The organism is Legionella lytica, assembly GCF_023921225.1.
Taxonomy (GTDB): domain Bacteria; phylum Pseudomonadota; class Gammaproteobacteria; order Legionellales; family Legionellaceae; genus Legionella; species Legionella lytica.
Map to the genome: position 1 here is coordinate 2,252,637 of NZ_CP071527.1, position 24,663 is coordinate 2,277,299.

Genomic DNA, 24,663 nt, shown 5'->3' on the forward strand with positions numbered 1-24,663 from the left:
TTTCCTTAGTTCCTTGCTTGCTAATGGTTGGAATAAAATTTACCTGAAATCTATTTGTTACATCCTTAGGTTTGTCGGATTTCTTCTCTTGCTTGCAGATGAAGCATCTGATGGTGGGCGAAACTCACTTTGATTTGAACTATGTAAACCATGTTTCGATAAAAGCGTACTCACATTTTCAGGAATGGTATCTGTTTGCTCTTGGTCAGTTTGAGTCGAAGAGCTTGCAGCACCAGAAGAAACTGTTGGAGCTTTATCTGTATGAGAAGTCATTCTGCGCTCAAAGGTGCTAATTTTACGACTTTGAGAATCGACGTCCTCTCGAATCAATGAGATACGGGCAGTCTGCTCTCGCTTATCCTTTTCATGTTGTATTTCCAGTGTATTTTGACGAACCTCCATTTCGCCAAATTTCTGATTTACATTCTGCATGTCACCTGTATTTTTTTCACACCGCTCCTCCAAACTCGTCAGACGACGTTTTAGCTCCTCTATATAATCCTCTTCTTTATTTTGCTCCGCACCAATACAATCACTAAAGTGATTAACCGCAGTATCTCCCGCTGCCCAAGCCGTACCAACAAGCCCCAAAACGCTAGCCCCTAGTTTGGCTCCAAACGGTATTGCTAATGGAGGCGCAATACAAACAGCCACAACAGTTCCTAAGGATACGATCCCTATACTAATAACACTCCCAGTCCATATAGTGCTTACTTTTTTTTTCATAATTAAACCTTTAACTAATTACTTTAATAAGGTAATGAATGATCATTTACATTGATATTAAGGAGTTATGCTCGTGGGGTTCATTTTCAGGGCTTTTATTCAACTTTTGAGCCAATAGCTCAGCCATACTTATTACCTTGGCATGATGTTCTGTTAATTCCTTATGCATCATATTGGCATAGTTTCGATCTCTACCTGCTAAATCAAATGAACACTCTGGATAAGAGGTAAGTAATTCAGAAAGATCTCTAAAAAACTTTTTATCCTCACTAAATTCACGCTTAAGTTTTACGAATAATTCAGGATCTGAAAAAAATCCTTGCCCACGGGTCAATGTTTGTGAGGTTAAATCAAGGTTCTCTACAAACTCACTAAGACACTCACGAACGCGAGTTCGCTCGTTAAAAATTTTTTCACAAAACTCCACAAAAAACTCAAGTTCTAGCAGCGTCTCTTCCTTAATAAGCGTGCACTCCCCATTTCTTGCCAATGTTCCTATAATAGAGCCCCCGAAGATACCCAGAAAAACACTACCCGATGTTAAAGCAAGTGCTTCAAGAAGAGGGGTTCCTAAAACCATAAAATAAAGATAAGCAGAACAGACTGTAAGACTTGCGAATACTAATTGTGGATAAAAAGTAGCTACAAAAAGAGTAAGAGAACGGCAAAGATTTAAACACAGCAATCCTAGTGCCAACGTTAATTTAGTTAGAGCAGTCAGGCACTCTTGGGAAGCATCGTAAGCCAATGAGGCTGCGTTCGAGAAATTCAAGGCAAACAACGAACCTGCTACTTTACCGAGGATTTTGAATGTTTCGAGTATCAGCGAAAAACCAGAGTTCACATACTGCCACTGCCCAATCCACATAGGGTAATTTATTTTTTTAAAGTCATTAAAACTACGATAAGGACGAAAAAAATAGTCCCCAGGATGTTCCAATAAGCTTATTTTTAATTCATTTAGATATTTTTTTTCTACTTCAGAAAAATTCTCGAACATGATCTTTTCTACCTCATACAATAATTTTTTAGCAAGGCTATGGCTTGACGATTATAGGGAGAATGAAACAGATGGCTTTAAGATTGGTAAGTAAAAATGATTTTTCCATAATTTATCCATTCACAGCAGACTAAGAAGATTGCTTTTCCATACCGATTAAGGTTGAAGAATGTGAAGAATACACGCGTGAATTATTTTTTTCAATAGCGATACCAGTAAGATCATACTGGAAAAATAAAACTCACAAGGAACTAGAATATCCTTATCGTGCTCATGGGAAATTAACAATTTTTAATATTCAATTAGTTATCATTAATTGTTTTTTCATCAAAGCCTAAAGAAAATAATTTAAAAAAAAACAAAAATTCTGTTTGATGCATTCCTCAATAGCAAAATCACAATTACACTCCTTACTTTTCTATTGTAAAATGTAGTATTTTGAACTCTAACTTATGAAATTCCCTTATCAGTTCATTGACTTAACCCATACCTTAGATGGTTCCATTCCCAATTGGGATAACAGCTGTGGCTTTAATCATGAACTGCAAATAGATTATGCTGACTGCCAAGGTGACGATAAATTCCGTGTGATGAAACTCCATATGGATGCAGGGATTGGCACCCATATGGATGCTCCAAGTCACTGTGTTCCTCATGGAAGATGCATTGATGAGTTTGATGTTAATGACTTATGTATGCCATGTATTGTCATTGATGTATCCAGTAAAGCACATGCACATTATCGGGTATCAGCACAGGATATTAGCGATTTTGAAAGCCTGTATGGCCCAATTAGCCTGGATGCATGCGTGATGATTAAAACTGGTTGGGGGCGATTCTGGAGTGAGCCGCTCAAATATCATAATAACCATGTGTTTCCCTCCGTCTCCGCGGAGGCTGCTAATTTATTGCTGGAGCGAGGAGTCGCCGCGTTGGGCATTGATACCTTATCGCCAGATTGTCCAAAATATGGTTTTAAAGTCCATCAAGCCTTTTTAGGAAAAGGCAAAATATTGCTGGAAAATGTTGCCAATTTAGAGCATATGCCGGCAACGGGGGCTTTTGTCCTGATTTGCCCTCTTAGGATACGCAATGGAACCGAGGCACCGGTAAGGCTGTTAGGATTACTTTCATAAGTTAACTCCTCAAAAACCGACATTACCTCGCCCTGCCTCTTTGGCTTGATATAAGGCTTCATCTGCGTGTTTCACTAATGAATAAATATCATCTAAACTGGTTGAAATCGCACAACCAATACTGCAAGTGAGATAAATAATAGATCCATCAAAAGAAATAGGGGTTGCGGCAATCTCATCGCAAATCTGCTGGCTGATTCTCAGTGCTTCGCTTAGATTAACATCTGCTAATACCGCTAAAAACTCATCACCACCATAACGTCCTAATGCATCTTTTGGACGTAATATAGCGCGTATTTTCTCAACCATCGTATGCAGAGCCAAATCTCCAGCTTGATGCCCATATGTGTCATTTACTTCTTTAAAACAGTCAACATCAATCATCAATATTGCAAGAAAGCTGTCCTGGATATTCTCTAGCTCCATGGCAGCAATATCAAAAATAGCAGCCCTGTTCCAACTGTGGGTTAAAGGATCGATGCGACTCTTGCGCTCAAGCTCTTCGTTTTGCTGCGCCAACCTAACTTGTGCTTCAGACAGCACATGAAAATTTAGCTCCCGTTCCACTAAGGAGGCAAGGTCTCGCAGTGTTTCTTGTTGCTCTAAGCTGAATCTACGCGGTTTAGTATCGCCAACACAAAATACACCTATACGTTCACCTTCAAAATGAATGGGAACACCTGCATAAAAAACCCAGGTATCCGTATAAGCACTATCAAAAAAACGAGGGTCTTTGCGCGCATCAAAGGTAACACAAATTTCGTCGTCCAAAATGGTATGGTGGCAATAAGAGTCTTTTCTTATCCCCATAACCGCCTTTAAGCCCTGTGAACTTTTAATCCATGATACTTTCGCCCCCAAAATATCAATTACGGCCAATGGCACGTTAAAAAGCTTACGTGCAAGTCGCGTAATTTTGTCAAAACGTTCCTCAGCGGGTGTACCGAACATCTGTGATTTTTGAACAGCCGCGAGGCGTTGTTCTTCATTGGGCAAGTAAGGAGCTTCTGGCATTCTTGCTTCTCTAATTAGGTGATAAACACCGGGTAATATAGTACTAAATTATAGCAGCGCTTTTGATTTATTTATGGTTTTTCTCTTTTTTTATCGATTACCTTGGTGTGCTTTAAAAGAAACAGACATACACCAAAACATTAAGCAGGGTTAAGGGCAAGCCCAGTTTGATAAACTCAAAAAAACCAAATCCCTTAATACCTCGTTTTTCACTATTTTGAATGATGATAATAGTACTTGCCGCACCTAGAATAGATAAATTACCGGCAATAGTACTTCCTACGGCTAAGGTTAGTAATTGAGAATTGGTGTGAGCGGAGTGCAACAATAAAGGTAAATAAAGTGCTACCAATGGGACATTAGAAATAAATTGGCTTAAAAGAATACTAATCGCGAAAATGACAATTGGGCTGGTTAAGGAAATGTGATAACGATGAATATTCGCTTGAAAGAAACCACTATCCCAAACACTTTGCATCAACACAAAAGTGCTGGCGAAGAAGATTAATGTTCCCCAATCAAGTTTCCTTAGAAACACCAATTTCTGTTTGCTAAATAATAAAGGGAACGCAGAAATAAGCGCAATATAACTAAAATTAACCCTAATTGCTGAATGGGAAAAATCCATAATCATTTTAGTAAAAACCAGGCACAGCATAATAATTAAACTTAATTTAACTAAAACAACCGTCCTAGAATCACGAATCGGAGTAGGCGTTACTTTTTCGATGGGCTCATCAAGCTGCTCTTTATACACAACATAGATAAGTACATAGCAAATAATAAGATTTAAAATGGTTGGAATCGCTAAAGGTTTTATAAAATCAAGAAAAGGAGAAGGCATCTCTCCTTTAACAGCAATCAGTAAGTTTTGTGGATTCCCTACAGGGCTTAGTGCGCTTCCAATCGTCACAGCAAATGCTAAAGCAAAGAGTAAGGGCTTAATTAAGCTCTTATGTGACTTGCATAATTGCAGAATAATGGGCGTACCAATAATCGCAATAGTATCATTCATCAGGAATGCAGCACTTGTTCCGAGTATAAAAACAATAATGAATAAGGCGTGTTTTCCGGTATGCGCATGATAAAAAATATCGTTCGTTACCTGTTCTAAATACCCACTTTCCTCAGCGGCTTGTGCGATAAAAAAGACACCAAATAAGTAGACCATGACCTCTGGGTCAATCGCAACGATTGCCTGCACTGGGGTTATTTGTTGGCATAATAAACTAACAATAGCACCAAAAGCCATAACAGCCCAAATAGGAATAACTGTTCTAGCGACCCGACGTAATGCAATGCCAACGAGGGTAATAAAAAGAATAATAACTGCCAATGGCATTCTAATTCTGCCCTTTTTTGAATTACTCCATTATGAGTGAATCATCTGCAATGTAAAGAGGTCTCATTTGCTTTAGCCCTAATACTATCCTTTAATTTATATACACACCTCAATTATTGAAAATATCATGTCTAATTATCATGTTGAACGGATGAACCGTGATGAAGTGACACTGGCAGTAGATTGGGCAAGACAGGAAGGATGGAATCCAGGTCTTCATGATGCAGAATGTTTTTATCAAACCGATCCTCATGGCTTTTTTGCAGGTAAGCTTAATAACCAAATAATCGCTGTAGGCTCTGCCGTTATCTATGATGAACATTTTGCCTTTTGTGGTTTTTATATTGTTGATGAAAAATACCGTGCACAAGGTTATGGCATGCAGCTTACTGAAGCCAGATTAGCCTATATTGGTAATCGCAATGCAGGTATTGATGGTGTTTTGGAGATGACCGATAATTATGCGCGTATTGGCTATCGTTTTGCTCATAACAATGCACGTTATGCCTTAGAAAATAGACGACTCACTCCTAGAGCCATGGATTATCTTGTTGATTTAAAAACAATTTCTTTTGAACAACTAGCAAATTACGACCGCCGGCACTTCCCTGCCCCCAGAGCTAACTTTCTCGTAAATTGGATTAAACAAGATCAAGCTTTAGCTTTAGCCTATGTCGAAGAGGGGCAACTGCAAGGTTATGGTGTAATCAGAAAATGTTTTGAGGGGTATAAAATAGGGCCATTATTTGCAGATACACCTGCAATTGCAACAGACTTGTTTGAGCAGTTAGTCGCTCATGCTCAGGGCGAAATGGTCTTTCTTGATATTCCAGAAAATAACCCCTCTGCGGTTGATTTGGTTGAGCATTACGGCATGACCAAGATATTTGCTACAGCAAGAATGTACTTAAAAGGAGCCCCTAATTTGTCTATTGAAGGCATTTATGGGATTACTTCTTTTGAGTTAGGTTAGAGGCCATTTAAATGGCATAAAACCACGTAGCCCGTATTAACACTGCGTAAGATGGGAGCGAAGTTTGATTCATGTACCGACCCCGTATTACGCTGCGCTAATATTGGCTATGAACGTTACGTACTCTGTGCTCTCATTCAATTAAAACAAATTGACTTCCCTTTTATTTAAGGTCAAGATTCGCCATCAATCTAAGCCAATATCGGTCATGGGAGCAATGGAAAAGATGAACCCTTTCGCTAAGAATATAAATTACTCTGTTGGCTTATTTATAAAATTTCTTTTACTTCTCATTCTCATCTGCGTCTTTGTCCCTTTTGCGCCAAAAATGCCCGCGTCAACACTTGATTCGTCTTGGGCTGTGGGCTTAAATCAAGCTGTCGTCCAAGGGCTGGCTTTTGGTAAAGACATTATCTTTACCTTGGGCCCCTACTCATTTATTTATACTAAAACCTACCATCCTGCATTAGACACACTAATGGTTGGGGGAAGTCTGTATTTGGCACTTAGCTATTGGCTTTGTTTGCTTCTATTAATAAAAGAATTTCGTTGGTCTTGGGCTTTAGTCTTTTGCTTTTTTCTGTTTATTATGGTCTATGCCCGAGACTCATTGCTTTTTTCCTATCCCTTACTTGTTGGACTCTTTTGTTATAAAAATCTGTCCTCGGCTAAACCATCCCCTTATTTCTCTTACTGGGTAGCCCTATTCTTTGCTCCATTTGGATTAATGATTTTGGTCAAAGGCTCCTTAATACTGTTATGCATCACCATGAGCAGTTTGTGTTGCCTCTTTTTTGTGAGCAACAAGAGAGCCCACCTGGCATTAATTGCGATAATTGTACCTATCCTTTCGATGCTGTTATTTTGGCTTGCTATTGGGCAATCCCTCAGTAATCTCCCTTCATTTTTGAATGGTAGTATCTCTCTTGCTTCAGATTTTACCGAAGCAATGTCTGTTGATGGCAATAAGGATGAAATTATTTTATATAGCCTTAATGCACTCGCTCTTCTAGGCAGCATCGTTTGGCAGAAGAACATTCGTGGGATGAGAAAAATATTTTTATTCTGTATTTTCTTTGTCTTTTTATTTATGTCCTTTAAAGCAGGATTTGCTCGTCATTATGGGCATGCATTAATTCCTGGCACCTCCATCATGATGGCAACTTTGTTTTTACCTTTATTGATTAATAATACAAAACTGCTAATCGCCCTGTTCTGTGTTTCTCTGAATACCTGGTATGTTATTAATAGCCATTACACCCATTTATCGATTAGCGATAACTTTAAATCGAATTACTCTTCTGCCTTGCATGGGCTTAAAAATCGAATAAACAATCCCAATTCGTTAAAACAAGACTTTGCCCTCTCAATGAGTTTTCTGAGCCAACAAGCAGAATTTCCCATATTTCAAGGCACTACGGATATTTATTCGTACAATCAATCTTATTTAATTGCCTCAAACAACCAATGGTCTCCTCGACCGGTGTTCCAGAGCTATTCGGTGTTTAACTCCCGCTTGGCGGAAAAGAATAAACAACATTTGCAGGGAAAAGCCTCCCCAGATAATATTATTTTTAAAATTGAGCCCATCGATGAACGTGTTCCTGCCCTAGAAGATGGCAAGAGCTGGCCCTTACTTTTAGCAAATTACCAACCTGTTGATTTGAAAAATGATTTTTTATACCTTCGCAAAAAGAAGGAAGCAAACAATGGGAGAAATACGCCTACTTTATTAGCTAAAGAACGGCATGTGCTTGGAGAATCGGTAACAGTTCCACATACACAGGCTCCTATTTATGTTGAAATTGAAATAACCCCTACCTTTCTAGGTCGTGTCGCAACGCTGTTCTTTAAACCCAGTCAGTTATACATGACGTTTACATTGGAAAACGGCATAAAAAGGCAATATCGTATCGTAGCGAATATGGCAAAAGCGGGCTTTTTGCTCTCTCCTCTGATTGAAAATACAACGGAATTCACCTTATTGTATGTAAAAAACAGTTACTTAAATGAAAAGAATGTCGTCTCCTTGACTCTTTCTACAGATAATGAGCACAGTGGGTTCTGGAAGCATCACTATGTAATCCATTTTAAGCAATTAAATTAGGCCCTATTAAGGCTATAATCAAATTAATAAGGCTAGCCAGGGAAGAACCATGCGTGACTTAATAGGTTATGGCCCAGATGGATTTAATTTCTATTGGCCCAATAATGCTAAAATAGCAATCAATTTTGTCCTTAACTATGAAGAAGGCGCTGAGCTTAGTCCAGTTAATGGCGATGTATATGCAGAAACGCAAGGAACAGACTTCCCCTTTGCCCCTAAAGATCAGGGAATACGTAACCTCAGTGTTGAATCATTCTATGAATACGGCAGTCGTGTGGGCCTGTGGCGATTACTCCGACTTTTCGACCTCTATCAAATTCCCCTTACTTTTTTTGTTACCGGGCAAGCATTGCTCTTAAATCCTTTATTGGCACTGTATCTCGCTCAAAATAATCATGAAGTTGCAGGACATGGTTGGCGTTGGGTTGATTACGCCGGTGTGCCTCGAGAGGTTGAAAAAGAGCATATTGTTTTGTGCATTGAAACATTGGAAAAATTAGTTGGGCAAAAACCTAGGGGTTGGTATACCGGCAGGCGCAGCGAAAATACCCGGGATTTACTTTTAGAAATTGGCGGGTTTACTTATGATTCAGACAGTTATGCTGATGAATTACCCTATTATGTGGAGCGACATTTAATCATTCCTTATTCTCTTGATTGTAATGATTTTAAATTTACAACCAATCCTGGTTTTGCTACGCCACAAGCTTTCTATGAACAGCTCGTAGCCAGCTTTAATTATCTTTATGAAGAAAAACGCCCAGTAATTATGACGGTAGGATTACACCCTAGGCTCAGTGGTAAACCTGCTCGCTGCCAAGCAATTAAACAATTTTTGGATTATGTGCTGCAGTATGAAGATATATGGATTACTCAACGTATTAATATTGCTGACTATTGGTTAAAAGGATTTCCCGCTGGATAAAGTGGAGTGGAAACATCAAGCTCATCATTAAAGTCCACATTACTGTGGGTTTAAATTAAGAGATTGTGCTGAAATAAATATCCTGTTATTGCGAGGAATGGAACGATGACGCAATCCAGAAGTCCATTGCACGGAACCCTGGATTGCTTCACTGCGTTCGCAATGACGGCTGGAATTAGATTCAAAAATAGTGCCCAAATAAATACCTCGTCATTGTGAGAAACGTAGTGACGAAGCAATCCAGGAGTACGAGCACGGAACTTCGGAGTTCTTCACTTCGTTACAACAATGACGGTTTATTGTCTATTTTATCTAGGCGGTATAACGAACAGCTAAAGCAACAACGTCTCCTGAGCCCTTATATTTCGCACTCACCTGATTCACCTCTTGAACCCCAGCCCCCCCAAAAGCTACTTGAGTAGCATGTAGCCGTTGATCATTCATGAAAATATGCGAGTATGCCCCATCAAGAGATAAATATTTATTAATCATATAGCTCAGGCCAAAATTTAGCACAACGCGGTCCGCATCAGGGAAACGAGGATCATTAAATCGCTTGCTTACTGGTGTTTCATCATAAGCAACACCTCCTCGAGCAACCCAGGATGGATTAACACGATAATCAACCCCTAATGCCCCAAACCATGCATCACGCCACTTCATAGGCCCAGTGCTTATTTGGTTAAATCCATTCGGCGTCTCTATGCGAAAGCGATTCATGCCATTCCAAAAACTAACTTGTGCTGTGGCCTTAACAGTCCACGCATTAATATCCCGAGCGGCACTCATAGTTAACACCCCAGGAGTCTTGAGATTAGTATTCGCATAAGATTCAACATTAGCCAAAAAGGTATTCGCAGGAGCGGGAATAAGCCCCTCACCTGGCAAGGTATAAAGTTCAGCAGATCCCATTTGACGTGATGAAATTTGGGAACGATATCCAATTCCCAATCGCGTTAATTGATTAGGCTGATATAGGGCTCCAAGAGTATAACCATATCCCCAATTATCCCCTTCAATGTAAGAAGGTCTGGTCGCCGCTAAATACATATCAATAGCAGGGGTAGCCGTATAAATACCATTAAAATTAGAAAGTTCTGTTTTAAGGTATTGCGCTTGAAAACCAACCCCCAAAGACCACTGCTCATTTACTTGATAAGCAATAGATGGATTAATATTAACGGAATTAATTTCCGATTTAACTGCAGCAAATCGTAATACTGAATCTCGCGAATAATTATTCGACATGTAATATGGTTCAAGAACGGCAACACCAAAACTAAATTTATTATTAAAAAAATGCCAACCAATATAACCATTAGGAATAAAAACTGATTTGTTTAAATTATTTCTATGCGTATCGCCAGATACGGACGTAGAAAAATTAGTCGGTGGAGTGCCTGGCACATTAAAAGTATGTACAGCGTCTCCCTGAGACACGCTCATATTAGGGAATAATTGGCTTGCACCGATATAAGCTTGAAGGCCACTTAGCGTAGACAATGTTGCGGGGTTACTAAACATTGCAGAAACATCATTAACTTGCGCGGCAGAACCTGCCATTGCTGTTCCTTGCAAGCTAGTACTCGTCTCATTCAGCTGAAAACCTGCCGCATCTGCATGTATGCCGAATAACGATGAAACTATGGCGGTAAAAGTTACTAATTGTTTTTTTAATAAAGGCGGCTTAATTAGCATAAACTCCCTCTTTTAGTTAGACGATGTGAAGTATTTTTTATTACGAGCTGACATGCTTTTAAGGGGGATTAAAATCCAGGCTTGATAGCGGCACAACGTTCTCAGGGATCGGGACTTAATTCAAATACCGACCCCAGATTGGGCTGCGCCCCATCCAGGATACCTATTCTCCGACGGCTGAAGCATCAGCCGTCTATCTGGAATTAAATATAATTAAATAGAGATAAATTTTGCACGCGCACAAAACTTTCCTGTGCTGCTTGTAGATTTACTAGCTCTTGATTGAACTCCGTTGCGACATCAACAGGATTAGTATCAGTTAAAGACTTTAAAATTTCCTTGCTCATGTCGATCAAATCTTGATTCGAGTCTGATGAGCTAGAAACTTGATTCATTCGAGAACCAATACTTGCAAGCATGTTAGTAAAATTCGTCAACGCATTATCTATTTGAGCTAATATTTGATTGTTCACAGTTACTGCAGAAGCCTTTTCTGTCGCAGTAGAATAAGGCAAACTTAAATTGTTAACCATGGATTGAATCGTAGCAAAAATAGACGTATTCGTTGAGGGATTAATAGCAAACGCATCACCAGCGTTTGGCATGCCAGACACTTCTACCGTCATACCATTGAAACTAACAGACATTCCTTCTTGATATAATGGTGCATCATCAGGCGAGCCCGATGGAGGAATCACATTACCAGTTGTGGCCCCACTCACCATGACCACTAATTCACCGGCAGAGTTCGGTACAAAGTTAATCGTATAATTGTCAGGAATATAGGCAGCCTCATTGGTCACAGACCCTGTACTGGCCGAAGCAGTACCCGTATTAGGTGTTGCTGTTTGGCTTACAGTAAAACTACCATTTCCGCCAGGTATATTCATAAAAATCCCATTACCTGGATCATTAATTGCGATCTGCAAGCTACCTGAAATAACCTGATAACGAGTAGTACTATCGCCATTATAAACATACTCTCCCGCAGCATTTAAAGAGAATGGTTCCGTAGAGGTTTGGCCACCGGAAAAAAGGTAATTGCCATTATTATCTTTGGTATTTCCAAACGCCTGCAGTTGCGTCAATATGTCGTTAGCTTCAACAGCATAGGCTTTCCGTTGGATATCAGATAAAGTACCGTTTCCAACCAAAACCTGAATATCTCGTAAACGTTGCAGGTTGCTAACACTATTCGTTAATATTGATTCTTCTAAACCCAGCGCATTTTGAGCATTAATGCAATTCGTTTGTAATAATTCAGTCGTGCTCACACGCTGATTCAACCACTGAATTTGAGCATAGGAAATAGGATCATCAGAGGCATATTGTACCTTAACTCCCGTTGCAAGCATTTCTTGCAATTTTGTTACACGCATTTGCTGAGTTAATAAACTACTTAATCCAGTCTGGTACACCTGATTTGTTGAAATACGCATTTATCACCTCATCATCTCAAACAGCACTTGCATCATTTGATTAGAAACTTCAACTAATTTTCCTGCAGCTGCATAAGCCTGCTCGAGCCTCAATAAATTTGCGGCCTCTTCGTCTAAGTTCACCCCGCTTTTACTTTCTTGAAAATAAACCGCTTGCTTGTACAACACATCAAAAGCGTCATAACGCGTTTTTGCTTGGCGAGTTTGACTTCCAACACTAGAAAGTAAGTCAGAATAACAATCAAAAAGCGACTCATTGCCACTATCAAATAACTGTGCTTGTTGAATACCTGCGAGTAATAAACCATTCGTGTTATCACCAAAACCACCTTGGTTATATTCAGCAGTAAAACTATCTCCTGCATTAGGTATTCCAGAGAGAACCACTGAATAGGATGGGTTTGTTGCGTCAGGAATTTGTACCACATTGTCCATATTAGGAGTAAAAGGTAAAGGACCTGCAACTGTAGTGCCTGTAGTGACATCAACCACATTAAATTCAGTAGGTGAGGTAAAATTAATTGCGTATTGATCCGACACACCTGAGGTATTAAATACGGTACCTAAAGCAATTTTCCCAACCCCAGTATTGCTGGTAGCTGCAGAAGTTCTAACAGGTGATGCTAAAGCCATTAAATTAGGATCGCTCACTAAGAGCTCTAAATCACGCGCAGCGCCACGTGTAGGGATTAATGAATAGGAGTCATTATTCACTAATTTACTTATGTCATCGACAGTAATAGTCATTCCATCAACTTCTATTTGTCCTGCAGGAGGAGCTGGTGGATTACTGGACCAATTAAGCGTCATACTCGTGCCATCAGATTGACGAATAAGACGTACTTCATTGGTTCCCGTATCATTAACCACTAACTGATAATCGCTTAATTTCATTTGCGACAGATCAGAAATAGCCACCGACAATACGCCAGTGCCCACATTATCAGTAGAAGAAATCGAACGCTTTAACTGTGCAGTACTGCTGTTAAAATCAGTAAAATAATCTTGTCCGATTTGGTTATAGAGATCCATGCCTAATTTGTTTTGGGCATTGAATGTTTGCGCTAAACCAATCGCCATGAGCCCTACTGTTTGGCTGGTTTGCGCAATAATATTGCTTTCATAACTCATTAGACCACCTAAGGTTCCAGTGGTTAGCTCAGCAGAAATATCTAACTGACCGGCCCCGCTGCCTAATAAAACGCGAGTACCTAATGTATTTAAAGGATCAAACTGGACGGATAAGGTTCTTTGGTTTGGACCAACAACCAACATTTCGCCACTTCCAATCCCAACGTTTACCGTACCATTATTTTGGACAATAACCGTTAAATCAGAGAATTCTGCCAATTCTTTAAGTAATTGATCGCGCTGATCTAAAAGTTCAGGCGAAGTTGGATTTCCCATGATTTCTTCATTAAATGCAACCAAATCAGCACCTATCTGATTAATTCGGTTAGCAATCATGGTTATTTGAGCGGTAGTATTTTCTTGAATTTGATCCAAATTAGATTGCAAGAAATTAAATTGTTGCACCAATAATTGACTTTGGCTTAATGCAACACCACGTGAGGCTGTGCTATCAGGCGCATTATTTAACTGATTAAATGAATCGAAAAAAGATTGCATTGCAGCAGAAATGCTACTGCCATTTTGAGAGATTAACTGATCAATCTGGCTTGCTTGGTTATAAAATGCCTCATATTGGCTACGAGTGCTTAAAGCGGCTCTCATTTGAGTATTGGCAAATTGATCGGCATTCCGGTAAATAGAGGTAATAGAAACCCCTGTACCTACATAAACGCCACCATAACGCTCCGACATCGCATCCGCTAACAATATACTTTGTTTGGAATAACCTGGTGTTCTCTGATTTGCTATATTATTAGCGGTTACATCCAATGCATATTGGAAGGCATTTAAGCCCGAATACGCGATACTCAAAATCGACATAACTGTTCACTCCCTGACCTATTATTTCGTTACCATTTCAACTTGGGACTGTTTTCCTCAAGCTAGCGAAACGCAAACTGTCCCTAGTCTTTTATTAGCTTACCACAATAATTCTAATATTATCATAGTTTTATTATTAAACCTGTGCCGATAAATCGCAACGTTGGATTGCCTGATTTAATTCATCACCACGATAAATAGACAAAATCTTTGTACTGTACTCTGGATCTGTTGCATAACCAGCTTTATGTAACTCACGCACATAACTTTCAGGATTGGCAGCGCTCGCTAAAGCATCTTGATAACGCCCATCTCGCTTAATCAAGGAAATATAATCCTCAAAACCCTGCTCTATTGAAGAGTATTTTCTAAACGATGCGTTCACCTTAATAGGTGTATCGGCAATGTACTCCGTTGTTTTAACATTAACCGAATCATAGTCACTATTAGCACCAGATTTGATATTAAATAAGTTATTACTGCTATTCCCTTCAGAATCCTTCGTAATAAATTTACCCCATCCAGTTTCTAACGCAGCTTGTGCCATTAAAATCTTTGGATCCAGACCGATAAGGGAGGCCGCTTCTTTGGCCTTGGGCCAAATGGATTGCACGAAATCATCCACGGTAGTTGGTGGTTTATTGGTATCGCTGCTAATCGCTTGTTTCGGAGTTATATACTGCATATCAGCAGATGCTGTTGGCATAACCGTCGGGGGCGCATTCGGAGCTGGGGTTTCTATATTGTTTACTGATCCTAAGTGTCGAGTCAGCATCGCAGCAACACCAATACCTTTTGAGCCTGCAATGTTACTTGCATACTGAGCATCCAACATGTCTTCGAAGGTTTCTCGATTTTTGCCTCGAAAAGGGCTGGAGTCATCAAGAAAATGTTGTCCCATACGCATACTTTTTAGCATGGACTGTAGGAAAATTCCTTCAAATTGTTTGGCCACTTCAGGAGCTGCTCCCTTAGCATCAGTAACTGCCTTCGCTTTTAAATCAGCCAAAGCTGAGAAATCACTGGTTGCAATGCCATGTAACATAGTAACTATCCTTATCAATTAACCTAAATTCTAGCTCAAAAAAAAAGCAAATTCTTTTTTGAGCTATTTTGATTCTTTGTCACCTCCGCGTAAGCAGAGAGCTTTTAATTAACTTTTAAGTTTTTATTCGGCTTTCTAAACGACCGAATCCCTATCTTATATCACGATTAAGGTTGCATTCAATGCACCAGCCTGCTGTAAGGCTTCAAGTATGGCAATAACATCCGCCGGTGTCGCCCCTACTGCATTAATACCTCTAACGATATCTTTAAGTGTGGTGCCCCTAGGTAATACAAATGCGTGATTATTTTTCTGCGCAATATTCACCTGGGATTGTTGTCTGACCACCGTTCTACCGCCTGCAAATGCATTTGGCTGGCTAATTACAGGCGTTTCAGTAACACTTAATACGAGATTACCATGAGATACTGCGGCTGATTTAACAATAACATTGGATGAAATGACCACCGTACCTGTACGCGAATTAATAATAATCTTAGCCATTGGTTCAGCAGGCTTAAATTCTATGTTTTCTATAACCGAAACGTAATCAACTCGTTGTGACATTTTCACCGGCGCAGTCACCACAACGGAGGTTGCATCTAATGCCTTAGCAGTACCTGGGCCTAATTGCTGATTAATTGCATCCGACATACTTTTAGCCGTAGAAAAATCAGGGCTATGTAAATTATAAGTAAGGTTTTTAGTAAAATAAAATGGATTAGGAATATCAGCTTCTATTGTCGCACCATTAGGAATACGCCCTCCACTTGGCACGTTGACCGTAACACTGGAGCCATCGCTTCCTGAAGCACTAATACCTGAAACGATAACGTTTCCCTGAGAGATTGCATAAATACGGCCATCAGCTCCTTTTAGCGGAGTCATCAATAAAGTGCCACCTAACAAACTTTTAGAATCCCCTATTGAGGAAATATTAACATCCAAAGTTTGCCCTTTTTTCATAAACGACGACAAACTGGCTGTTACCATAACAGCTGCCATGTTTTTCGAATTAAGTTTGGTCCCTGCTCTAATATTTACACCCAACTGCGTGAGCATGTTTGCAAAGCTATCTTCGGTATAACGTGTGCCATTTTTATCACCCGTACCATTTAAACCAACGACCAAGCCATAGCCAATTAATTGGTTAGTACGCACACCAGCCAGCGTTGCCAAATCTTTGATCCGTTCTGCATAAACCTGATTTAGTAACAGGTTCATTGCGAACAGGCATGTAACCATCAGCACTCGCCGCATTACTGTTCCTTTCATTATTATTAATATCCAAATTCCAATGCCACACAAGCAAGTAAGCTTTACCAGGTTGAGCCCGAAAGCCCAACCCCAAATAACACTATTAGGTTGGGAATAAGGGGCCCCACATAATTCGAGCCAGCCACCCTTGAGCATTTGTATTATTAACCTGTCCTGTACCACCATAAGAGATTCGTGCATTGGCAACCCGATCTGAAGTAATCGTATTATCGCCTTTAATATCTTGTGGCCGCACAATACCTGACAAGCGAACATACTCCTCGCCCTGATTGATTTTAACCCACTTTTCTCCTTGAACGACCAAATTACCATTAGCTAAAACTTTGGCTACAGTTACTGAAACATTCCCAGCCAACTTATTATTTTGTACCGCTTGTGCTGAACCGTTAAACTGGCGTTGATTATTTAAATCAAAATCCATGCTGTAACCACCGCCAAGGGAAATAGGACGACCTAGAAATAGTTTGTTGGTTACCTTATTAGTATCATTTTTCATTTGCTGGAGTGTCGCATTCTTGGTGGCATTCGTATTTTCAATCAAGAGCACTGTCAATATGTCCCCTTCATGGCGAGCTCGGTTGGTCTCAAATAGTGGTAAGGCGGTTTCAGGATCATAAATGGCTCCTGTTTGCCTTCTCAACTGTTTGGGATCCGGCGATGCAGGATAAGTAGGTGCATAATCAGGGCTTTTTCCAGCGACAGGCGGATTTAAAGCATCACATCCGCCTAAAAAAAGTGCCATACAACCAACTGTTAAAAAGTTAAGTAATTTCATCGTTCCAATCTTCTTAAACAGTCTGATTTAAATATTGCAACATATTATCTACGGTTTGCATTCCTTTCGCAGTAATTTCATAGCTACGTTGAGCCTGGATCATATTGACTAGCTCTTCAACTACGTTCACGTTCGACGCTTCCAAATTATTCTGCAATAAAGTTCCCAGACCATTATTTCCAGGGTTATCAAGTATAGGATTTCCACTTGAAGGCGTTTCAACGAATAAGTTTTGACCTAATGGCTGAAGTCCTGCTGGATTCATAAAATTAGTAAGCTGAATAGTGCCGAGATTAGTTGGTGTTGTAGAGCCTGCTACAGTAGCGCTAACTACTCCATCCTGGCTAATTGTCACACCCAATGTCTGAGCTGGTAAGGTAATTGCTGGTTGCAATAAATACCCGTGGCTATCAACAATCTGGCCTGTACTATCAATTGTAAATGCACCATTACGGGTATAAGCCTGAGTACCGTCTGGCATCAAAATAGTAAAGAAACCTTGTCCCTGGATCGCAATATCATAAGCGTTATTGGTGTTCTGAATGCTTCCTTGTTGAAACATTTTTTGAGTAGAAACCAAATGAACCCCTGTTCCGGTATTAATACCCGTTGGAACGATGGAGTTTTCCGAAGACTGCGCTCCCGCTTGACTAGAAGTTTGATAGAGTAAATCTTCAAATTGAGGCCTGTCACGCTTAAAACCAGTAGTGTTTACGTTAGCCAAGTTATTTGCAATTGTACCGATAGTTTTTTCTTGAGCTTCCAAGCCCGATTTGCTCACCCATAATGCTGGTTGCATGTAAATCTCCTACATTTATTCAAAAATAATCCACACCACTTAAAATTAAAAACTTATTTAATCACCTATTATTTGGGTTAGCTTTTGAGCATTTTCCCCCATAGTTGATAACAAGTTCATTTGAGTTTCAAAATCTCGTCCAGCATTTATCATTGCAACCATTTGTTCTACCGCCTGAACGTTAGACCCTTCAAGCGCACCACTGGTCAGCTTCAGTGTAGTGTCCGTAGGAGCAACTCCACCTTTGTTTAATTGGAATAAACCATCAGGACCTTTAGAGATGTTGGCAGGATCTAAAGAAACCATTTTAATTCTATCTACTGTAGTCGCAGATTGAGGCCCGTTTCCGGTTGGTACAATCGTTATTGTGCCATCGGTACCAATATCAATATTGGTGGCAGGAGGAATCGAAATTGGACCGCCATTTCCAATGACCTGTCTACCAGATGCGGTCACTAAAAAACCATTTGCATCAATATTGAGGCTTCCAGCTTTGGTATAAGCTTCTTTTCCATCACTACCGCGCACCGCTAGCCAACCTTTTCCACCAACCGCTACGTCCAGGTTACGCCCAGTTACAACAATAGGCCCTGGAGTAAAATCAGCAGCAGAAGGATTTTGGACAGTAAACGATTGACCGTAATTATTGCTGCCCTTGGCGCCTTGCACATAGAGTGTTTGTGCTTGGTACATATCAGCTCTAAAACCGGTAGTACCTACATTTGCCAAATTGTTTGCAATCACTTCCTGACGGGCGAAATTACTACGCCCGCCATTGGCAGCATTATACAAAATAGGATCCATTAATTAGCCCCTTAACGCATATTGATAATCGTTTGTGTGATCGCATCACCAGTACGAATGGTTTGAGCATTCGCTTGGAAATCACGTTGGGCGCCAATCAAACTAACCAGCTCGCCAGTTAAATCAACATTCGACTGCTCTAAACTACCAGAGCGAATACTGCCCAAATTACCGGTTGTTCCAACCCCAATTAAGGGCTGGCCTGAAGCGGCTGTGGCAGACCAACATACATTACCAATGTTTTGTAAGCCTTCAGGGTCTGCAAAGTTAGCTAATTGGATTTGCCCCATAGCTAAAGTTTGACCATTGGAATAACTTCCAGAAACCGTACCATCAGCAGAAACATTTAATCCAGCTAAATTACCAGTGGTGTATCCATTCGAGTTTGCTGACTGCACCGCAAATGGACTGCCAAACTGAGTACAATTTGATAAATCAACATTTAGATTCAGTGGATTAGCACCATTAGTTAATGTCATTGATAAGGGAATCAAATTACTTGCTAATGGAGTTCCTGTGGTATCTTGCACTAATGAAAACGAACCATCGGAATTAAAATTAGCTGCATAAAGATTGGCGCTATTGCCAGGCGTCGTAATTGCAGGAACATCCTGATTATCAATCTGAAACGCTACATACCATTGGTTTTCAGTTCCTGGAGGTGAAGCAGCATCAGGGCTTCCACCTGTGGCCGCAGCATCCGCTTTGATGAAATACATACTCAATACATGCGAATTACCCAAGCTGTCATAAATCGTCATTGAGGTTGTATTGTTATACGTATCACTTACAGGTGCTGCCCCACCAGCCCAATCAGCTGCAGGCGGTGTAGTACCGGAATTCAAATTAAGTCCTGCAGTTACGGTAGTACTTGCCTGTGGGGCCAGATTTGCCTGATTCACCTGGATTCTACCAGTAGTTCCAGTGATATTTCCTGAAGCGTCTGCCAAATAACCAGTAAGAAATTGGCCTGTTGAGTTGGTAATATAATTCTGATTATCAAGACCAAACTGCCCTGCTCGTGTATATGCGGTGCTACCTTGGTTATCCAAAATAAAAAAGCCATTGCCGCTAATAGCAAGATCTAAGGTGTTATTTGTATTAGTAATGGTACCATTTTTAAACATCTGCTGAACTTGAGTCAACATAACACCGCCACCAACAGTGGTGCTGCCTCCTGAGTTATAGCCACCAAAAGAGTAAATATCACCAAAATTAGCACGAGACCCTTTAAAACCAACGGTTGAAGAGTTCGCAATATTATTACCGATTACATCGAGATGGCTTGCTGCCGCATTCAGTCCACTTATACCAGTATCAAAAATCATTTTTGTCTCCGTCCTATACCGTTATTTGTTTTACCTGGTCTAATGAAACTGCTCCGACCCCAGCTACATTCAGTTTTAAACCATCTCCATTTTGGCCAAGGCTCACGCTATCTACATTCGCAGAGGTCATTGTCCTAAATGCAACCTCTTTACCCATATACTTAGCGTGTACTGCTACTTTGTATTGTCCCTCTGGTAAACGGCTTCCATCCTGCCCCATCCCATCCCAAGCGAATTGATAGAACCCAGGTACTTGCTGACCTAAAGGAATTGTTTTTATCAGCTCACCCGATGCACCATAAATAAATGCATTGATGTCGCTTACTCCTGGTGGGATATCAATAGCTGTTTTTACATCACCTTCTTTATCCAACTTGAGGCTATCACTATTGACTAAAACTTTGCGCCCTACTAATGCTGAGGCTTGTAATGCTTGATTTGATTGCAATGAGTTTGCCATTTGTTGCATAGACTCTTGCATTTTATTAACGCCATCGTTTGTGCTAAATTGCGCGAGTTGTGACAAAAATTCACCATTTACCTGCGGCTGCATTGGATCTTGATTTTGAATTTGAGCGACCATTAACCGCAAAAAATCCTGCTGTCCCAAATTTTGGGGAGCCATTTGGCTTGCCGACATCTGAGCCGCACCGTTTACTCCATTTATTGAATTTGTTGTCATTCCCTTTCCCCTTACTCACCTAATTGCAAAGTACGTTGCATTAATTGTTTTGCTTGACTAACTAACTGAAGATTCATTTGATAAGACTTCGCAGCGGAAATAACGTTGGCCATTTCTTCGGCGTAATTGACATTAGGCGTATAAACATAACCATCCTTATCTGCTATAGGATTATCCGGTTGGTAATGCTTAATAGGATCAGCATTGCTAACATAATTTCCTTTTAGTTGCACACCAGCTTTTACCTGATCACCAATCCATTGATTTGCACCTTCTTGTATTGATTTGAATACAGGGTATTGGACGCGATATACATTATCCATATCACCTGTTTCTATGTTGGCATTACTTAAATTTGAAGTACTGCTAGTTAAACGTGCAGTTTCAGCAGTTAGTGCTGAACCTGCAATATCAAAAATCGAACCGATAGACATCCCTACTCTCCTTTCAATGCAAGCATCATAGTTTTAATTTTATTATTAAGAAAAGTCAAACTTGCCTGATAATTCAGAGAGTTACGAGCAAATTCCATGGTTTCTAAATCTTTATCAACCGTATTTCCATCTAAAGCAGTTTGTGCAGTAACACGAAACTTCGCATTAGCCGCAAGATCACCATTTTTAGTAATATGATTCGCTGAAGTAACGGCCATTTGCTGTGCACTTGCCGCCATTTGCTCGGCCAGAAAACTATTAAAATCCACGTCTTGGGCTTTGAAATTTGGTGTGTTGGCATTAGCCAGATTATTGGCTAGCATTGAGGCTCGCTGATCTCGTCCAATTAAGGCTTTGGCGTGAACGCCAAAATAAGAGTCAAGATTTCGTGACATACATACTCCCTTGTAACTTTACATCCCTCAGCACAAACATTGTGCCAATTCTAAATAAATGAGAAAATAGCTCGTTGCAGGAAATCAACGATCCTCGATGATTACATGCAACATCTAGCAATAGTCGATCTAATATAAATTTGAGTACTCGCCATGTCAATTACTTATGAACTTCCTGTAGATGCTATAGAACAAGTAAAAGCTTATCTTTTGCAATTACAAAACAATATTTGTACTGTTATTGAAGATTTGGATGGGCACTCGCAATTCATTGAAGATGCATGGAAACGCCCTGCTGGTGGCGGTGGTATCACCCGTGTATTAGCCCAAGGTAAGGTCTTTGCAAAAGCCGGAGTTAATTTTTCCCATGTTTCAGGAGAACAGCTTCCCCCTTCAGCCAGCGCGCATCGTCCTGAATTAGCAGGTAGAAAATTTAGCGCCCTTGGTGTCTCTTTGGTGATTCATCCAGATAATCCTTACATTCCTACATCACATGCGAATGTTCGCTTTTTTATTGCAGAAAAAGAAGGTTCATCTCCCGTTTGGTGGTTTGGTGGCGGGTTTGACTTAACACCTTACTATGGATTTGAGGAAGATTGTCGGCATTGGCACCAAACGGCATTAAATGCCTGTCAACCTTTTGGTGAGGACATTTATCCCCGTTTTAAAAAATGGTGTGATGAGTATTTCTTTATTAAACACCGTAATGAAGCCCGCGGTATCGGTGGTTTATTCTTTGATGATTATAATGAAATTAGCTTTGAACATAGTTTTTCCTTGATGCAAAGTATTGGAGATCATTACATCAAAGCCTACGCTCCTATTGTATCTCGTCGAAAAGAACTTCCTTTTGGAGAGCAAGAAAAAGCTTTTCAAAATTATCGACGTGGACGTTATGTAGAATTCAATTTGGTTTATGACCGCGGTACGTTGTTTGGTTTGCAATCTGGTGGTCGAACCGAATCGATCTTAATGTCGCTTCCACCTGATGTCTCCTGGGCGTATAACTGGCAACCTAAAGAAAATAGTCCTGAGGCTCGGCTTTACAGTGATTTTCTTCCGGCTAGAGATTGGTTGAGTAATTATTAGGCATAGTCTGGTTGCTAACAACTAGATTTTCTATTTTACTCAATGCACTCTCACTGCTTGCCATTTAAGGAAAACCTGGTTGCAAGCAACCAGGCTACACTAAACCAATTGTCGTCACACGTTTTAAAAATCGCCATGCAAGCCAGGCGGCAATCGTATTCAACCCACTTAAAACCAAAAACATTTGCGGAATGGCTGCACTAAAATGCAAAAACAGCATGACCATTAATGAACCTAAAACCATAAATAATGCATTATAAATATTATTTGCAGCAATTACGCGTGCCCTGTGTTCTGGTGCACTAGCAACTTGTAAATAGGTATATAAAGGCACGACAAATAAGCCCGCACTAAAGGCCAGTAAGAATAAATCAATAGCAATGCGCCAATGAGTTTTATTAGTGAAAAATGACATGAATGTTAATAAAGATTCATGTTCCTGAATATAGGATGAGGCCCAATAAAGATCCGCAGTAAAACAAGTAAATGCAAACATCGCCCAAGGAACTATAGCCAGAGCAATTCGACCCCGAAAAATGATGTTAACACTCACAGAACCTGCAGCGATTCCCAGAGAAAATAGAGCTAGAAATAGAGCAAAAACTGTATTATTAGCACCTAAAACATAATTGGTATAATCAGGTAATTTGGTCAATAAAACCGTTCCTAAAAGCCAAAACCAAGAGAGGATTAAGGTAGCTACTAAAATACCAAAATGCTCCCTCGCCTGCTTTATCAATCGATAGGTTGCCCGCCAAAACTGAATATCAATCTTTAGATTGGATGAGTTTGGAGGAGCGCTAGGAATAAACAAAGAAGACAACAGGCCTAGTAAAGCAACTAAAATAGTCATAAAAATAGCGATATAGGGTGTAGAGCCTTTGATGCCTATAGCTAAACTTCCTAAAGTAGTTCCTAAAAGAATCGCAATAAAGGTACTTGCATCAACAAGCCCCGTTGCACCCAACAAATCTTTTTTGGGCAAATGATCAGGCAAAATAGCATATTTTATTGGTCCAAAAAATGTTGAATGGGTTCCCATTCCAGTTAAGGTAAACATCATCCAAAAAATATTACCGCAATAAAGCGAAAAACTGCCGATAATCATTAAAAGTACTTCAAAGATTTTAATGATGCGGATAACCTTGGTTTTATCGTATTTATCGGCTATTTGTCCTGAAGTGGCCGAAAGTAAAAAGAATGGCAATATAAATAAAGCGCCAGCGAGGGCTTGGTAATATTCTGATTGAGCCTGAGAATCAGTTAAATAGTAGCTAATCATGGTAAGCATTGCTAACTTGAATGCATTATCATTAAAGGCACCTAAAAACTGAGTAAAGAAAAAAGGCAAAAATCGCCGTTCTTTAAAAAGGTAAATAACACCTAACCCCATAAGGTATCCCTCTGTTTTACAAGCAAAAGTGGCTAAGAATAATCATGTCTTACAGGAAAGTAAATGATTTTCAGTGCAGCGCCACTGGATTGCTTCATCACTTCGCTCCTCGCAAGAACGAGGTGTAAACATGCAGTTTGAGTCCCCCACCCCTCCGTCATTACGAACGAAGTGACACAATCCCGGGGATCGTGTTCCCAATACTCCAGGGTTGCTGCGTAGCTCTATACTTGCAATAAAATAAAGAGTGGTTTTTTTGAGTCTATTTGCTCATAAATAAGGCAATCTCTGTGCTAAAATTAATTAGATATAGAGCTTGTTTTGATAA

General features: G+C 40.0%; 22 protein-coding genes. 5 read left to right on the forward strand and 17 right to left on the reverse strand.

The window, feature by feature from the left end:
• Positions 1–57: 57 nt before the first annotated feature.
• A complete protein-coding gene (locus J2N86_RS09860) occupies positions 58–726 on the reverse strand; it encodes a hypothetical protein (protein WP_252579223.1) in 669 nt (222 codons plus the stop codon).
• Positions 727–772: 46 nt separating this feature from the next.
• Positions 773–1,726, reverse strand: a complete 954-nt coding sequence (locus J2N86_RS09865; RefSeq protein ID WP_252579224.1) for a hypothetical protein — start codon at positions 1,724–1,726, stop codon at positions 773–775.
• A gap of 452 nt (positions 1,727–2,178) precedes the next feature.
• On the opposite strand from J2N86_RS09865, the gene J2N86_RS09870 reads away from it, so the two are divergent.
• Positions 2,179–2,862: a cyclase family protein gene (locus J2N86_RS09870; protein WP_252579225.1), complete on the forward strand. Its 684-nt coding sequence runs from the start codon at positions 2,179–2,181 to the stop codon at positions 2,860–2,862.
• A gap of 9 nt (positions 2,863–2,871) precedes the next feature.
• Here J2N86_RS09870 and J2N86_RS09875 read toward each other — a convergent pair whose 3' ends face one another.
• Positions 2,872–3,876 carry a GGDEF domain-containing protein gene (locus tag J2N86_RS09875; protein WP_252579226.1) on the reverse strand — a complete coding sequence of 335 codons (1,005 nt, stop codon included), beginning with the start codon at positions 3,874–3,876 and terminating at the stop codon, positions 2,872–2,874.
• A gap of 112 nt (positions 3,877–3,988) precedes the next feature.
• Complete coding sequence (locus J2N86_RS09880) at positions 3,989–5,218, reverse strand: SLC13 family permease (RefSeq protein WP_252579227.1); 1,230 nt, start codon at positions 5,216–5,218, stop codon at positions 3,989–3,991.
• Between the two features lie 127 nt (positions 5,219–5,345).
• Here J2N86_RS09880 and J2N86_RS09885 point away from each other — a divergent pair, with 127 nt between their 5' ends.
• From J2N86_RS09885 to J2N86_RS09895, 3 genes are all read left to right on the forward strand, one after another.
• Positions 5,346–6,191 (forward strand): GNAT family N-acetyltransferase, encoded by an 846-nt coding sequence (locus J2N86_RS09885; RefSeq protein WP_252579228.1) that lies wholly within the window; start codon positions 5,346–5,348, stop codon positions 6,189–6,191.
• 328 nt (positions 6,192–6,519) lie between these two features.
• Entirely contained in the window at positions 6,520–8,298 is a 1,779-nt protein-coding gene (locus J2N86_RS09890) for a hypothetical protein (protein ID WP_252579229.1), read from the forward strand.
• A 49-nt stretch (positions 8,299–8,347) separates the two neighbouring features.
• Positions 8,348–9,223 carry a polysaccharide deacetylase family protein gene (locus tag J2N86_RS09895; protein ID WP_252579230.1) on the forward strand — a complete coding sequence of 292 codons (876 nt, stop codon included), beginning with the start codon at positions 8,348–8,350 and terminating at the stop codon, positions 9,221–9,223.
• 312 nt (positions 9,224–9,535) lie between these two features.
• Here the strand turns inward: J2N86_RS09895 and J2N86_RS09900 are convergent, their stop codons facing one another.
• The 12 genes from J2N86_RS09900 to flgB all read right to left on the reverse strand — a co-directional run bounded on the left by J2N86_RS09900 (position 9,536) and on the right by flgB (position 21,853).
• Positions 9,536–10,921: an OmpP1/FadL family transporter gene (locus J2N86_RS09900; RefSeq protein ID WP_252579231.1), complete on the reverse strand. Its 1,386-nt coding sequence runs from the start codon at positions 10,919–10,921 to the stop codon at positions 9,536–9,538.
• Between the two features lie 203 nt (positions 10,922–11,124).
• Entirely contained in the window at positions 11,125–12,360 is a 1,236-nt protein-coding gene (gene flgL, locus J2N86_RS09905) for a flagellar hook-associated protein FlgL (RefSeq protein ID WP_252579232.1), read from the reverse strand.
• A gap of 3 nt (positions 12,361–12,363) precedes the next feature.
• Positions 12,364–14,313 carry a flagellar hook-associated protein FlgK gene (gene flgK, locus J2N86_RS09910; RefSeq protein ID WP_252579234.1) on the reverse strand — a complete coding sequence of 650 codons (1,950 nt, stop codon included), beginning with the start codon at positions 14,311–14,313 and terminating at the stop codon, positions 12,364–12,366.
• Between the two features lie 136 nt (positions 14,314–14,449).
• The gene (gene flgJ / locus J2N86_RS09915; protein ID WP_252579235.1) at positions 14,450–15,358 is read right to left on the reverse strand and encodes a flagellar assembly peptidoglycan hydrolase FlgJ; all 909 of its coding nucleotides are present in this window, start codon (positions 15,356–15,358) and stop codon (positions 14,450–14,452) included.
• Positions 15,359–15,514: 156 nt separating this feature from the next.
• Positions 15,515–16,618, reverse strand: coding sequence for a flagellar basal body P-ring protein FlgI (locus J2N86_RS09920; RefSeq protein ID WP_252579236.1), 1,104 nt, complete (start codon positions 16,616–16,618; stop codon positions 15,515–15,517).
• A gap of 100 nt (positions 16,619–16,718) precedes the next feature.
• Entirely contained in the window at positions 16,719–17,411 is a 693-nt protein-coding gene (locus tag J2N86_RS09925; protein WP_252579238.1) for a flagellar basal body L-ring protein FlgH, read from the reverse strand.
• 13 nt (positions 17,412–17,424) lie between these two features.
• Positions 17,425–18,210, reverse strand: coding sequence for a flagellar basal-body rod protein FlgG (flgG, locus tag J2N86_RS09930; RefSeq protein WP_133135527.1), 786 nt, complete (start codon positions 18,208–18,210; stop codon positions 17,425–17,427).
• A 57-nt stretch (positions 18,211–18,267) separates the two neighbouring features.
• Complete coding sequence (flgF, locus tag J2N86_RS09935) at positions 18,268–19,014, reverse strand: flagellar basal-body rod protein FlgF (RefSeq protein ID WP_252579239.1); 747 nt, start codon at positions 19,012–19,014, stop codon at positions 18,268–18,270.
• An 11-nt stretch (positions 19,015–19,025) separates the two neighbouring features.
• Positions 19,026–20,342 carry a flagellar hook protein FlgE gene (gene flgE, locus J2N86_RS09940; RefSeq protein WP_252579241.1) on the reverse strand — a complete coding sequence of 439 codons (1,317 nt, stop codon included), beginning with the start codon at positions 20,340–20,342 and terminating at the stop codon, positions 19,026–19,028.
• 13 nt (positions 20,343–20,355) lie between these two features.
• Positions 20,356–21,024 carry a flagellar hook assembly protein FlgD gene (locus tag J2N86_RS09945; RefSeq protein ID WP_252579243.1) on the reverse strand — a complete coding sequence of 223 codons (669 nt, stop codon included), beginning with the start codon at positions 21,022–21,024 and terminating at the stop codon, positions 20,356–20,358.
• Between the two features lie 11 nt (positions 21,025–21,035).
• Positions 21,036–21,458: a flagellar basal body rod protein FlgC gene (gene flgC, locus J2N86_RS09950; protein ID WP_252579244.1), complete on the reverse strand. Its 423-nt coding sequence runs from the start codon at positions 21,456–21,458 to the stop codon at positions 21,036–21,038.
• Positions 21,459–21,460: 2 nt separating this feature from the next.
• On the reverse strand, positions 21,461–21,853 hold the full coding sequence (gene flgB, locus J2N86_RS09955; protein WP_252579246.1) for a flagellar basal body rod protein FlgB: 393 nt from the start codon (positions 21,851–21,853) through the stop codon (positions 21,461–21,463).
• A 153-nt stretch (positions 21,854–22,006) separates the two neighbouring features.
• Here flgB and hemF point away from each other — a divergent pair, with 153 nt between their 5' ends.
• Positions 22,007–22,942, forward strand: a complete 936-nt coding sequence (hemF, locus tag J2N86_RS09960) for an oxygen-dependent coproporphyrinogen oxidase (protein WP_252579247.1) — start codon at positions 22,007–22,009, stop codon at positions 22,940–22,942.
• A gap of 94 nt (positions 22,943–23,036) precedes the next feature.
• On the opposite strand, the gene J2N86_RS09965 is transcribed toward hemF, so the two are convergent.
• Positions 23,037–24,335: an MFS transporter gene (locus J2N86_RS09965; protein ID WP_252579248.1), complete on the reverse strand. Its 1,299-nt coding sequence runs from the start codon at positions 24,333–24,335 to the stop codon at positions 23,037–23,039.
• Between the last annotated feature and the right edge of the window lie 328 nt (positions 24,336–24,663).